Origin of the sequence: Paraburkholderia podalyriae (assembly GCF_014397785.1) — a bacterium.
GTDB classification, from domain to species: domain Bacteria; phylum Pseudomonadota; class Gammaproteobacteria; order Burkholderiales; family Burkholderiaceae; genus Paraburkholderia; species Paraburkholderia podalyriae.
The window spans coordinates 168,816-182,053 of the sequence record NZ_VZQQ01000007.1 but is presented as its reverse complement, the minus strand read 5'-3'; the positions used below and the strand labels follow the sequence as shown (position 1 = coordinate 182,053).

Annotated in this window: 11 protein-coding genes and 1 pseudogene; 4 read left to right on the top strand and 8 right to left on the bottom strand. The window is 65.1% G+C overall.

Annotated elements, in window-relative coordinates:
- Nucleotides 1-89 precede the first annotated feature (89 nt).
- The gene (locus F6X42_RS10680; RefSeq protein ID WP_246530037.1) at nucleotides 90-2,411 is read left to right on the top strand and encodes a WD40 repeat domain-containing protein; all 2,322 of its coding nucleotides are present in this window, start codon (nucleotides 90-92) and stop codon (nucleotides 2,409-2,411) included.
- Between the two features lie 132 nt (nucleotides 2,412-2,543).
- Here F6X42_RS10680 and F6X42_RS10675 read toward each other — a convergent pair whose 3' ends face one another.
- From F6X42_RS10675 to F6X42_RS10650, 6 genes and pseudogenes are all read right to left on the bottom strand, one after another.
- Nucleotides 2,544-3,539 carry a 2-dehydropantoate 2-reductase gene (locus tag F6X42_RS10675; protein ID WP_187634177.1) on the bottom strand — a complete coding sequence of 332 codons (996 nt, stop codon included), beginning with the start codon at nucleotides 3,537-3,539 and terminating at the stop codon, nucleotides 2,544-2,546.
- A 77-nt stretch (nucleotides 3,540-3,616) separates the two neighbouring features.
- A pseudogene (locus F6X42_RS10670) lies at nucleotides 3,617-3,820 on the bottom strand (class II aldolase/adducin family protein); the annotation flags it as partial.
- A gap of 99 nt (nucleotides 3,821-3,919) precedes the next feature.
- Nucleotides 3,920-5,119: an amino acid aminotransferase gene (locus F6X42_RS10665; protein ID WP_187634176.1), complete on the bottom strand. Its 1,200-nt coding sequence runs from the start codon at nucleotides 5,117-5,119 to the stop codon at nucleotides 3,920-3,922.
- 162 nt (nucleotides 5,120-5,281) lie between these two features.
- On the bottom strand, nucleotides 5,282-6,181 hold the full coding sequence (locus F6X42_RS10660; RefSeq protein WP_187634175.1) for a MipA/OmpV family protein: 900 nt from the start codon (nucleotides 6,179-6,181) through the stop codon (nucleotides 5,282-5,284).
- 317 nt (nucleotides 6,182-6,498) lie between these two features.
- On the bottom strand, nucleotides 6,499-7,257 hold the full coding sequence (msrA, locus tag F6X42_RS10655) for a peptide-methionine (S)-S-oxide reductase MsrA (protein ID WP_187634174.1): 759 nt from the start codon (nucleotides 7,255-7,257) through the stop codon (nucleotides 6,499-6,501).
- Nucleotides 7,258-7,410: 153 nt separating this feature from the next.
- Nucleotides 7,411-7,950: an Lrp/AsnC family transcriptional regulator gene (locus F6X42_RS10650; RefSeq protein ID WP_187634173.1), complete on the bottom strand. Its 540-nt coding sequence runs from the start codon at nucleotides 7,948-7,950 to the stop codon at nucleotides 7,411-7,413.
- Nucleotides 7,951-8,090: 140 nt separating this feature from the next.
- Here F6X42_RS10650 and F6X42_RS10645 point away from each other — a divergent pair, with 140 nt between their 5' ends.
- Entirely contained in the window at nucleotides 8,091-9,107 is a 1,017-nt protein-coding gene (locus F6X42_RS10645) for a 1-aminocyclopropane-1-carboxylate deaminase (protein ID WP_187634172.1), read from the top strand.
- 70 nt (nucleotides 9,108-9,177) lie between these two features.
- Here the strand turns inward: F6X42_RS10645 and F6X42_RS10640 are convergent, their stop codons facing one another.
- Nucleotides 9,178-10,068: a LysR family transcriptional regulator gene (locus F6X42_RS10640; protein ID WP_187634171.1), complete on the bottom strand. Its 891-nt coding sequence runs from the start codon at nucleotides 10,066-10,068 to the stop codon at nucleotides 9,178-9,180.
- Nucleotides 10,069-10,205: 137 nt separating this feature from the next.
- Between F6X42_RS10640 and F6X42_RS10635 the strand changes: the two genes are divergently transcribed.
- Together F6X42_RS10635 and F6X42_RS10630 are read left to right on the top strand one after the other, a co-directional pair.
- A complete protein-coding gene (locus tag F6X42_RS10635) occupies nucleotides 10,206-10,931 on the top strand; it encodes a pirin family protein (protein ID WP_187634170.1) in 726 nt (241 codons plus the stop codon).
- Nucleotides 10,932-11,024: 93 nt separating this feature from the next.
- On the top strand, nucleotides 11,025-11,438 hold the full coding sequence (locus F6X42_RS10630) for a DoxX family protein (protein WP_187634169.1): 414 nt from the start codon (nucleotides 11,025-11,027) through the stop codon (nucleotides 11,436-11,438).
- Between the two features lie 111 nt (nucleotides 11,439-11,549).
- On the opposite strand, the gene ahpF is transcribed toward F6X42_RS10630, so the two are convergent.
- Nucleotides 11,550-13,148, bottom strand: coding sequence for an alkyl hydroperoxide reductase subunit F (ahpF, locus tag F6X42_RS10625; RefSeq protein ID WP_187634168.1), 1,599 nt, complete (start codon nucleotides 13,146-13,148; stop codon nucleotides 11,550-11,552).
- Nucleotides 13,149-13,238 lie beyond the last annotated feature (90 nt).

Below are 13,238 nucleotides of genomic sequence, written 5' to 3'. Positions count from 1 at the left end.
GTCGACGGACGCGATCCACGGACGCGCGCCGTCGCGATCGCCCGGGGCGGGCGAGTCGCAGTTGCAACCAATCGTTGAGGATCAAGCCCATGTCAAGGAACAGCAGGCACGGACAGGGCGCGCGGCGACGCATCCAGATACTGATTGGCGCAATCGTATTGATTCTAATCGTGACTTCGGGGTGGATCATTCACCAGACTCGGACGGTCGCACGCGAGACTTCTCTTGCGTTGGCGTCGGCCGCGACGACGGCGAACGACGCGGGAATTTATGACCGCGCAATGCGCTTCGCGATGCTGGGGATGCGCAAGGGTTGGCTCTTGCCGGGATCGGTCGAAGCAGAGCTTGAGCTTATGCGTGGCGCGCAAGCATCGATGCAAATTGCGTTGCTCGGCGGGCATCAGAATGCGGTTGATTCCGCCGTCTTCAGCCTGGACGATAGGCGGGTCGTAACCGCGTCCTGGGATGGCACAGCGCGGGTGTGGGACCCGGCCACGGGTCAACAGATCGCGCAGCTCAGTGGCCATCAAAATCTGGTTTATTCCGCCGCCTTCAGCCCGGACGGCCAACGGGTGGTGACTGCGTCAGCGGACCGGACCGCGCGGGTATGGGACGCGGCTACGGGCAAACAGGTTGCGCAGCTCAGCGGGCATCAGGATCTGGTTTATTCCGCCGCCTTCAGCCCGCAGGGCCGGCGCGTGGTGACTGCGTCCGCGGACAGGACCGCGCGGGTGTGGGACGCGGCTACGGGCAAACAGATTGCGCAGCTCACCGGGCATCAGAAGCCGGTTTTCTCCGCCGCCTTCAGCCCGGACGGCCAACGGGTGGTGACTGCGTCAGCGGACAGGACCGCGCGGGTGTGGGATGCGGCGACCGGCCACGTGATCGCACAGCTCACCGGGCATCGGGAACCGGTAAGCTCCGCCGCCTTCAGCCCGGACGGCCGGCGCGTGCTGACCGCGTCCGATGACAAGACGGCGCGGTTGTGGGATGCGGCGACCGGCCAGGTCATCGCGCAGCTCATAGGGCATCGGGGACCGGTTTTCGCGGCCGCCTTCAGCCCGGACGGCCAGCGCGTGGTGACCGCGTCCGCGGACGGGACCGCGCGGGTGTGGAACGCGGCGACCGGCCACTTGATCGTGCAGCTCACTGGGCATCGCGGACCGGTGAGCTCCGCCGTCTTCAGCCCGGACGGCCAGCGCGTGGTGAGCGTGTCCGATGACAAGACCGCGCGGGTGTGGGATGCGGCCACCGGCCAGGTGATCGCGCAGCTCACCGGACACAAAGGGCCGGTGAATTCCGTCGCCTTCAGCCAGGACGGTCAGCGGGTGGTGACTGCGTCCCGTGACAGGACCGCGCGCGCATGGGACGCGGCGATGGGCATCTTGCTGCTCGGAGGGCATCAAGGATCAGTTATTTCCGCCGCCTTCAGCCCGGACGGCCAGCGGGTGGTGACTGCGTCAGCGGACAGGACCGCGCGGGTATGGGACGCAGCCACGGGCAAACTGATCGCGCAGCTCAGCGGGCATCAGGGGGCAGTTTTTTCCGCCGCGTTCAGCCCGGACGGCCAACGGGTGACGACCGCGTCCGGGGATCGGACCGCGCGGCTATGGGACGCAGCCACGGGCAAACAGGTCGCTCAGCTCGACGGGCATCAGGGGTGGGTTTACTCCGCCGCCTTCAGCCCGGACAGCAAGCGGGTGATGACCGCGTCCTGGGATCGGACCGCGCGGGTGTGGGACGCGGCCACCGGCAAACCGATCTTGCTCCTCAGCGGGCATCAGGGCCCGGTTGATTCCGTCGCCTGCAGCCCGGACGGCCGGCGGGTAGTGACCGCGTCCTGGGACGGGACCGCGCGGGTGTGGGACGCGACCACGGGCAAACAGATCGCGCAGCTCAGCGGGCATCAGGATCTGGTTTATTCCGCCGCCTTCAGCCCGGACGGCCAGCGCGTGGTGACCGCGTCCGCGGATCAGACCGCGCGGGTGTGGGACGCGGCCACGGGCAAACAGATCGCCCAGTTCGGTGGGCATCAGGGAGCGGTTTTCTCCTCCGCCTTCAGCCCGGACGGCCAGCGCGTGGTGGCCACGTCCGCGGACGGGACCGCGCGGGTGTGGGACGCGGCGACCGGCGAGGTGATCGCGAAGCTCACCGGACATCAGGGAGCGGTTTTCTCCGCCGCCTTCAGCCCGGACGGCCGGCGCGTCGTGACCGCGTCCGCGGATCAGACCGCGCGGGTATGGCCTATTCGATGGCTGATGCAGAAGCGAGGTCAGAGCCTGGCTACAGCCGTGTGTAGGGAAAAGCTCGTGGGAGCAAACCTGCTCACAACCGATGATGAAGCTGCCCTTTCTCTCGTACGCGGGCGCCGGGGCGAAAACGTCTGTGGATCGAATCTGAATCGCTATTGAGCAACGATGTCCGCTGCATCTCGAGCATACTGCGTCGGCGGCAGGCCGACATGACGCGTGAACGCGACGCTGGATCAGATACTCCATCGGCGCGACGCGCCAGCACCCGAACGGACGTTGCGACGAGATCGTTCAGCCCTTCGAGCTGGTCCTCGGATACAAGCCCAACGTACTCGCATGCAGCCGCGCGAGTCCGAGCAACGCATCCGTATAGGGCGTCGGCACGCGCGTCAGCTGCCCTAGTTCGCGCACCGCGCCGACCAGCGCATCGAGTTCGACCGCCTTGCCGGCCTGCACGTCCTGCAGCATCGACGTCTTCATCGCGCCGAGTTTCAGCGTGACCGCGTGACGGTCCTCGGGCGGCTGGTCGATCGGGATGCCGAAGCGCGCGCCGATTTCCTTCGCCTCCAGCATGATGTGCGTGACAAAGCCGCGCACGAGTTCGTCGGCGAGGATCCGGTCGGTCGTTGCGCCGGTGATCGCGCTGACCGGGTTCATCGTCATGTTGCCCCACAGCTTGAACCAGACGTCGCGCTGGATCTGCGCCGAGACCGTCGCATGGAAGCCCGCCGCCTGCAGCAGCGCGGCGAGCTGCTCGACGCGTTCGCTCGGCCGGCCCGACGCCTCGCCGACGATAAGCCCGTTGCCCTGGTGATGCCGGATCACGCCGGGTGCGTCGGTCAGGCAGCTAGCGTGCACGACGCAGCCGACCGTCTGCGCGGCCGGGATCGCGGCAGCGATCGCGCCGTCGGGATCGATCGTCTTCAGGCGCTGGCCGCCGAGCTCGCCGGCGAGGCCGTCACAGAACCACCACGGCACGCCGTTCATCGCCGTCAGCACGATCGTCTCGGGGCCCAGCAGCGGCTTGATCTGCGCGGCCACCGCCGCCATCGCCGGGCCCTTCACCGCGATCACGATGAGCTCCTGCACACCGAGATCGGCCGGCTTGTCGCTCGCCTTCACCTGCTCGGCGTAGATCACGCCACCTTCGATCAGCCGCAGACCATGCTGGCGCACCGCGTCGAGCGTCGCGCCGCGCGCGACCACGCTGACCTGATGCCCCGCCTGCGCGAGCTTCACTCCTATCCAGCCGCCGATCGCGCCGGCGCCGTAGATCGCTACTTTCATCGCCTGAATCCTTGCCTGTTGGGGGGTTATCGCAGCGTTGATTGCCGCGCTCTTTTACGCATGGCTTCAATCATTGCCGGGTTGATCAGGAACTGGCGCCCGGCGCCGCTGACGCTGTCGCGCACGCGCAGCGTGATGTGGTTGTAGATCATCTCGGTCCAGCCGAGCAGATCGAAGATCCGGTAGCACGCGGCGAGTTGCACGCGAGCTTGCCATTCGTCGGCATGCATCGTGGCCGACCTGGGTGGGCTTGCCGGTTGCGCTTCGAGGGTCGTGGCCATCGTCGCTGTCTCCATGATTGTCGTTGTGACGGCGCGCCGGTGCGCGCCGCCCACCCTTATTCACGCGGGTTGCAACAGCGGCCGGAGCGCCGCACGGCTTCAGGCGCCCGACACCACCGCCGCGATCGACGACGCAACATAGTCCGCGTTACGCGCGTTGAGCCCGGCGACGCACATGCGGCCCGAGCGCAGCACGTACACCGCGTATTCGTTGCGAAGACGCTCGACCTGGCTTTCGGACAGGCCCGTGTACGTGAACATGCCGCGCTGCGCGACATAGCGCGCGCGCATCACTTCATCGACGCGCCCGGCGAGCCCCGCGTGGATCACCTTGCGCATTGCCAGAATGCGCTCGCGCATCGCGCCGAGCTCGGCTTCCCACGACGCGCGCAGCGTCGCATCGGCGAGCACGTTGGCGACCAGGCGCGCGCCGTGCGTCGGCGGGTTGCTGTAGTTCGCGCGCACCGCCGACATCAGTTGGCCCGCCACGCGCGCCGCCTCGTCGGCGCTCTTGCAGACTACGCTCAACGCGCCGACGCGCTCGCCGTACAGCGAGAAATTCTTCGAGAACGAGTTCGCGACGATCAGCGGCACGTTCGCGTCGGCGAGCAGGCGCACCGGTGCGGCGTCTTCTTCGAGGCCCGCGCCGAAACCCTGATAGGCCATGTCGACGAACGCGATCAGCTTGCGGCGCTGCAAAACCGGCACCAGTTCCGCCCATTGCGCCGGGCTCAGATCGACGCCGGTCGGGTTATGGCAGCACGCGTGCAGCAGCACGACGCTCTTTTCCGGCAACGCGTCGATCGCGGCGAGCATGCCGGCGAAGCGCAAGCCGCCGGTTTGCGGGTCGTAGTACGGATACGTGTTGACCGTCAGCCCCGCGCCTTCGAACACGACGCGATGGTTTTCCCAGCTCGGATCGCTGATCCACATCTGCGAGCCGGGGAAATAGCGCTTCAGGAAATCGGCGCCGACCTTCAGCGCGCCCGAGCCGCCGAGCGTTTGCAGCGTCGCGATGCGGCCTTCGGCGCGCGCCGCGCTGTCGGCGCCGAACACGAGCGCCTGCGCGGTGTCGCGATAGAGCGGCAGACCCGCCATCGGCAGATACGAGCGCGGGCCGATCGCGTCGAGCAGCGCGGTTTCGGCGCGGCGCACCGCGTCGATCACCGGCAGCTTGCCGGCGTCGTCGAAATAGATGCCGATGCTGAGGTTGACCTTGTTCGGGCGGGGGTCCAGCTGGAAGTCTTCGTTCAGGCTCAGAATCGGGTCGCCCGGATAGGCGGGAATATGCTCGAACATGACGGGTCCTTGAAGACGGCCTCTGCAGGCCTGTTGTCGCGGTCGTCGGCGCGGCGCGGGACGACGGGCAAACCTCAAGTCTAAGCGGGTTTGCCGGGCCAAGTCGATTCCGCATGAGTGTCGGTCGTCGGTCGCGGCGAGATGCTGCGCAGCGGCGTTGCGTCAGAACCGGTAGTTGATCGACACGTCGGCGACGCCGGTCGCTCGGCTGCGTGTGATCGGACTGTTGCCCGCGCTGCCGACGAGCTGCTCGAACGCGCCGTCGGCGGTCGCGAACCAGTGCTTGCTGAGCAGCCAGATCGCGCTGACGCCGAACCCCACCGACTTGAAGCCCGCGCTCGCGTGGTACCGCGGATACTGCGAGTGCGCGGCCTGCTCCTGATTGACGCCGAACCAGCTGTTCATGTAATTGGAGTCCGCGAGCGTCACGTTCGGGCCGGCGAACCAGACCAACTGCTTCGTGCTGCCGGGCATCGGCATGTAGGCGCCGAGATCGCCGATCCAGCCGTTCGAACCGCCGAAATAGCGGCGGATATCGGCGCGCAGCACGAGCGGAAAATCCTTCGACACGACGTACTCGCCCGACAGTTTCAGACCCGGCGCCGGATTGATGTTGCCAAGCCCGTTGAGTTCCTGGGGATCGTTTTGCGCGCGCCGCCCGAGGTCGTAGACGGCCGCGAGACTCATGCGCCAGTTCTCGCCTTGCGCGAAATTGACGCCGAGGCCTTCTCCGCTCGACAGAAAGAACAGATCCTTGTAGCGCACGTCGATGCTCGGGCCGGCCACGACGTGATAGCGGTCCGATCCCTCGAAGCGCGGCTGGAACGACGTCGCCACGCCGAAGCGCAGTTGCCAGTCGGGAATGTTCGGCTGCCACATCTTCTGCAGCGGGATACCCACCGAGTATTGCCATTCGCCGAGCGGCGATGGCGTCTGCGCGAAAACCACACCGGGCACGCAGCCCATCGCTCCCAAAATCGCGGCGACGAGCGAGCCCGCCGCGATGCCGGTTTGTTGGTGGCGAGGCGTGGCGCCCCGCTTCTTTCTACGGCTGTTCAACACCGGAAGCCTCCGATCTCACTCGTCGCGAAGAGGTAGGTTCCCGTCCGGGGTCCAGTGCGGACCCAAAAGCCCGGACGACCGCCGCACTGTTACTTACGGCGTGTAATTTTTCTAGCCAATGACGCGGGCTGCGCGGTGCGCACGAGGCGCGGCGAGCCCGCGTGACCACGCCGCGGTGACGCGGACAATGGCCAACGTCGCATTGGTGTGCAAGATATGCGCCATCTCTGTGGAGGATTGATGACGAGCGCTCGAGGAGCAACGCGACGACGGCTCGGGCGATGCAGCGGCGCGGCTGGCGCCGCCGCTCACAGGCGTCATTGCCCGGCTTCGACGAGCACCGGCTTGTCGCGATACAGGTTGGGAAACAGGTGCTTCAGGTTGGCGATTTTCGGCATGTCATTGAACACGATATAGGCCGAATCGGGATGCAACGTCAGATAGTTCTGGTGATACGACTCGGCCGGATAGAAGCCCTTGTACGGCTCCGTCTTCGTGACGATCGGCGCGGGGAACACGTGCGACTTGTCGAGCTGCGCGATGTAGCTTTGCGCGACGCGCCGCTGCGCGTCGTTCAGCGGAAAGATCGCCGAGCGGTATTGCGTGCCGCTGTCGGGCCCCTGACGATTCAGCTCGGTCGGGTCCTGAACCACCGAAAAGTACACCTGCAGCAGTTGACCGTACGTCACCTTGCCGGGATCGAACGTGACTTGCACCGATTCGGCGTGCCCCGTCTCGCCGCCGCTGACGGTCTCGTACTGCGCGGTGTCGTGTGAGCCGCCCGAGTAGCCCGATACCGCACGCGTGACACCGCGCACATGCTGGAACACGCCCTGCACGCCCCAGAAGCAGCCGCCCGCGAATACGGCGGTTTCCTCGTGCGCAGTGCTGGCCTGGATCGGTTCGTCGAGCGCGGGCGGCGCGATCGCGACGGCGCTCTCGGCCGAGAACGCGACGCGCTGCGCGAGCGGCAACGCGAGCGCGGCCACGCCTAGCAGCAACGACAGCGCGGCCACACGTGAGCGTTTCGGGATGTCGTCGAACGATGTAAAGAATTGCCGTCTGTTGCGAGTCATGATGGTCGCTCCGGGAAAGTGCCGACGCCAGCCCGCCGTCGCACGGTGTTGCCACGGCCGCATGCGGGTGCGCCGAAGCTTGGTCGCGCGGGCGCGGCGTTTATGACAGCATGCGCGTTTTCGCCGCCGGCTGCGCGGCCGCGGCCGCGCGGCTCACAGCGGAAATTTGGTGGTCGACAGGATTTCCTTTAGCACCATGAACGAGCGGATCTGTCGCACGCCAGGCAGATAGAGCAACTGCTCGGCGTGCAGGCGATTGAAGCTGTCGCTGTCGCGCGTGCGGATCACCATGAAATAGTCGAACTCGCCGGTCACCACGTGGCACTCCATGCAGCCGGCCACTTTCTGCGCGGCCTTTTCGAACTCGGCGAACGACTCGGGCGTCGAGCGATCGAGCACCACGCCGATGATCACGAGCATGCCCGCGCCGGCCGCCTTCGGATCGAGCAATGCGACCACGCCGCGAATCAACCCCGACTCCTTCAGCCGTTCGACGCGCCGCAAACACGCCGGCGCGCTCAGCTTCACTTTCGCGGCGAGCGCCACGTTCGAAATCGACGCGTCGGTTTGCAACTGCCGCAGGATCGCGCGATCGATGCGGTCCAGCCCGTGGCGGGGATTGGCCGGCGATGCGGGAGGAGTCTGGGTTGTGCCTGAAGGTTTCGATCCAGCACGAACTTTTGTTGCGTTCATCGGAGTATTTACGAAGTTTTGTTAGGGACCGGACATCGTTCGATTTCTAAAAATACGTGCAAGCCATTTTTTTCGCAAGCTCATTTCTGGCCGTTTTTCTTACCATGAACTCACGGAAACCACTCACCACCGGAGCCGCGATGAACCTGCAACGATTCCCCCGCCACCCGCTCACCTTCGGACCGACGCCGATCCAGCCGCTCAAGCGTCTGAGCGAACATCTCGGCGGCAAGGTCGAGCTTTATGCGAAGCGCGAGGACTGCAATAGCGGCCTCGCGTTCGGCGGCAACAAGACCCGCAAGCTCGAATATCTGATCCCCGACGCGCTCGCGCAGGGCTGCGACACGCTCGTGTCGATCGGTGGCATCCAGTCGAACCAGACGCGCCAGGTCGCGGCGGTTGCCGCGCATCTCGGCCTGAAATGCGTGCTCGTGCAGGAGAACTGGGTCAACTACTCGGATGCGGTATACGACCGCGTCGGCAACATCCAGATGTCGCGCATGATGGGTGCCGACGTACGGCTCGTGCCGGATGGCTTCGACATCGGCTTTCGCAAGAGCTGGGAAGACGCGCTCGACAGCGTGCGCGCGGCCGGCGGCAAGCCGTACGCGATTCCGGCCGGCTGCTCGGATCATCCGCTGGGCGGGCTCGGCTTCGTCGGCTTTGCCGACGAGGTGCGTCAGCAGGAAGCCGAACTCGGCTTCAGGTTCGACTACATCGTCGTGTGCTCGGTGACGGGCAGCACGCAGGCGGGCATGGTCGTCGGTTTTGCCGCGGACGGCCGCGCCGATCGGGTAATCGGCATCGACGCCTCGGCGAAACCGGCACAGACGCGCGAGCAGATCACGCGCATCGCGAAGCGGACCGCCGAGCGCGTCGAACTGGGCCGCGACATCACGGCGAAAGACATCGTGCTCGATGAGCGCTTCGGCGGCCCGGAGTACGGTCTGCCGAACGACGGCACGCTCGAGGCGATCCGTCTGTGCGCGCGGCTCGAAGGCATGCTGACCGATCCGGTGTACGAAGGTAAGTCGATGCACGGCATGATCGACAAGGTGCGCAACGGCGAATTTCCGGCCGGCTCGCGCGTGCTGTATGCGCATCTGGGCGGTGTGCCGGCGTTGAGCGCGTACAGCTTTATTTTCCGCGATGGCTGACGGGGTTTAGACGACATGTGTCCGCGGTTCGGCTTCGGGTTCGACTTCCGCCTGGACTTCAGCTTGCACATCAACCCGCGAGCTTCTTCCTCAGATGCTTGCGCAGAAACTCGACGAAGACCCGGATCGTCACCGAGCTTTGCCGATGCTGCGGATAGACGGCATAGACACCCGTCGTGGTCGGCAGGAACGCTTCGAGCACGGGCACGAGCTGGCCGTTTGCCAGCGCATCGGCGACGATGAAATCGGGAAGCCGAACGATTCCAAGCCCCGCCACCGCCGCATCGCGAATCAGGTCGCCGTTATTGGCCCGCAACGGCCCTCGCACCTCGACGCTCCTGATCGCGCCGTCGATGCTGAACTCCCAGCTCACCGCGCCGCCGTGACCGTACAGCAGACACTCGTGTTTCGCGAGATCGGCCGGCACGGTCGGGCTGCCACGCCGACGTAGATAACCGGGGCTGCAACACGCGACCATCTTCACATCGATCAACTTCTGCGCGATCAGCGACGAGTCCGCCAGCGTGCCGATGCGGATCGCCATGTCGAAGCCCTCGCCGACCACATCGACGGCGCGGTCGCTCAGTTCCATGTCGAAGCGCACGTCGCGATGCTCGCGCAGAAACGCCGCGACGAGAGGCGACAGATGCATCATGCCGAACGACATCGGCGCGCTCACGCGCAGCAGCCCGCGCGGCCCGGCGCGGCGCAGCGACATAGCCTGCTCGGCGTCCTCGACCTCGCCGAGGATGCGCTTCGCGCGCTCGTAAAACTCCTGGCCTAGATCGGTCACCGCCAGCTTGCGCGTATTGCGGATCAACAGTTGCACGCCGAGCGCTTCCTCGAGTGCCATCACCCGGCGGCTCACGAACTGTTTGGACAGCGACAGCCGGTTCGCCGCGGCGGTGAAATTGTGGGCGTCGACGGTCGCGACGAAGATCCGCATGTCATCGAGTTGCATCCTATTGTCCATCCCATCGCGACAGTGTTTCCGGTTTTTTCATGATTATAGCCATCTGGATTGACCTACACTGTCGTTCATGGATCGCAGCCAAACATCTGGCCCGGATCACGCGACAAAACTCAAGGAGAAACAGCATGCTCGAAGTCAGACACGCCAACCAACGTGGCCGCGCGGAACACGGCTGGCTCAGCTCGCGTCATACGTTTTCGTTCGCGCACTATCACGATCCGAAGCAGAACGGCTTCTCCGACCTGCTCGTGATCAACGATGACCGTGTCGCGCCGGCGCAGGGTTTTGGCAAGCATCCGCATCGCGACATGGAGATTTTTTCGTATGTGCTCGAAGGCGCGCTCGAACACAAGGACACGATGGGCACGGGCTCGGTGATCGTGCCGGGCGACATCCAGTTGATGAGCGCGGGCACCGGTGTGGCGCACAGCGAATACAACCATTCGAACAGCGAGCCGGTGCACTTCCTGCAGATCTGGATCGCGCCGGCTGAGCAAGGCGCGAAGCCGCGCTATCAGCAACAGCACTTCGGCGCGGCCGACAAGCGCGGGGTGCTGCGGCTCGTGCTGTCGCCGGACGGTGCGAACGGTTCGCTGCAGTTGCGGCAGGACGCGCGCGTGTACGCCGGTCTGTTCAACGGCGACGAAACCGCGCGGCTCGAACTCGCGAACGACCGCTATGCGTATGTTCAAGTGGCGCGCGGCAGCGTCACGGTGAATGGCGTCGAGCTTGGCGAGGGTGACGGCGCGCGGGTGCGCGGCGAACAAGCGCTGACGTTCACGCAAGGCCGCGACGCGGAAGTGCTGGTGTTCGATCTGCGCAACATCGAAACCTCGGCGTTGTGGGCATAAGCTCCGCTTGCACCGCTACAAGCTAATCTGAACGCGGCTCGCTGGACGACGATTTCCAGCGAGCTTCGCCCCTCTACGCTATCGGGAAAAATCATGCGCTACACGCTGTTTGAAAACCAGAAAGACGTCGTCGTTCTCGTCGCTCGAATCCTGCTCATGGTGCTGTTCGTGATGTTCGGCTGGTCGAAATTGATCGGCTTTTCTGGCGCCGTCGCTTATATGACATCGACAGGCGCGCCCGTGCCGGCGTTGTCGGCTGTTATCGCAGTGGTGATGGAGCTGGTCGTGGGCGTCGCGCTGCTAGTGGGATTTTTCACGCGACCGCTCGCGCTGCTGCTAGCGTTGTATACGCTCGGCACCGCAATCATCGGCCATCACTACTGGAACATGACGGGCGCGATGCAGTACGACAACATGATTCATTTCTACAAGAACATTGGAATCATCGGCGGCTTGCTGTTGTTGTGCGTGACCGGCCCCGGCAAATATTCGTTCGACCGGCGTTGATACCGATTTCCGTCCTTTAACGAACAAGGCCCGCACGAATGCGGGCCTTGTTGCATGCGCAAACCGAAACGGCGACCCGCGGGCCGCCGTTTGAGTCTCTGATCTACCGGATCAAACCGCTGCCTCAGCTTCCGCTTCCGCCTCGCTCGCCGCCGCGACTTCTTCGCTGTTGCGGATCAGGTGGTCGAATGCGGAGAGCGATGCTTTTGCGCCTTCGCCCACGGCAATGACGATCTGCTTGAACGGCACCGTGGTCACGTCGCCGGCGGCGAACACGCCCGGCACCGACGTCGCGCCACGTGCATCGACGACGATCTCGCCATGCTTCGACAGCTCGACCGTGCCCTTCAGCCATTCGGTGTTCGGCACGAGACCGATCTGCACGAACACGCCTTCGAGCTCGACGTTCTTCACTTCGCCCGAAGCGAGGTCCTTGTAGACCAGACCGTTGACCTTATTGCCGTCGCCGGTGATTTCTGTGGTCTGCGCCTGCGTGACGACCGTCACGTTCGGCAGGCTGCGCAGTTTGCGTTGCAGCACTTCGTCGGCACGCAGCGTCGCACCGAATTCGAGCAACGTCACTTCGCGCACGAGACCCGCGAGGTCGATCGCGGCCTCGACGCCCGAGTTGCCGCCGCCGATCACCGCGACGCGCTTGCCCTTGAACAGCGGGCCATCGCAGTGCGGACAGTACGCGACACCGTGATTGCGATACTCGCGCTCGCCCGGCACGTTGATCTCGCGCCAGCGCGCACCGGTCGCGAGGATGATCGTCTTCGCCTTCAGCACCGCGCCGTTGGCCAGACGCACTTCGTTGATGCGCCCTGGAATCAGCGCTTCGGCGCGCTGCACGTCCATGATGTCGACGTCATAGGCGTTCACGTGCTGTTCGAGCGCCGTCGCGAACTTCGGTCCTTCAGTTTCGGTCACGGAGACGAAGTTTTCGATCGCAAGCGTATCGAGCACCTGGCCGCCGAAACGCTCGGCCACGACACCGGTCGCGATGCCCTTGCGCGCCGAGTAAATGGCCGCCGCCGCGCCCGCTGGGCCGCCACCGACGATCAGCGTGTCGAACACCGGCTTCTTCTCCAGTTCCTTCGCGGCGCGCGCACCGGCGTTGGTGTCGAGCTTCGCGAGAATTTCCTTGACGCCGCTGCGGCCCTGGCCGAAGGTTTCGCCGTTCAGGAACATCGTCGGTACCGCCATGATCTGGCGCGCGTCGACTTCGTTCTGGAACAGCGCGCCGTCGATCGCGACGTGACGGATGCGCGGATTGATCAACGCCATCACGTTCAGCGCCTGCACGACTTCCGGACAGTTCTGGCACGACAGCGAGAAGTACGTTTCGAATCGATAGTCGCCGTCGAGGCTGCGGATCTGTTCGATCACCGCATCGTCGAGTTTGACCGGGTGGCCGCCCACCTGCAGCAATGCGAGGACGAGCGACGTGAATTCATGCCCCATCGGAATGCCGGCGAAACGGATGCCGGTGTCCTTGCCCGCTTCGCCAATCGAAAACGACGGCTTGCGCTCGCTGTCGCCGCGACGCTCGATCACCGTGACGCGCTCCGACAACGTCGCGATGTCGTTCAGCAGCGCCAGCAGCTCCTGGGACTGCGCGCTGTCGTCGACAGAGGCGACGAGCTCGATAGGCCTGCTAACTTTTTCGAGGTACGACCTGAGTTGAGTCTTGAGATTGGCGTCAAGCATGGCGTTGCGATTCCGTGACGAAGGGTGTGGAGGTCCCGGCGCCGCACGCATCCGGATAGGACGTGTTGGGCCCGGGGACGCGCGAAGCGC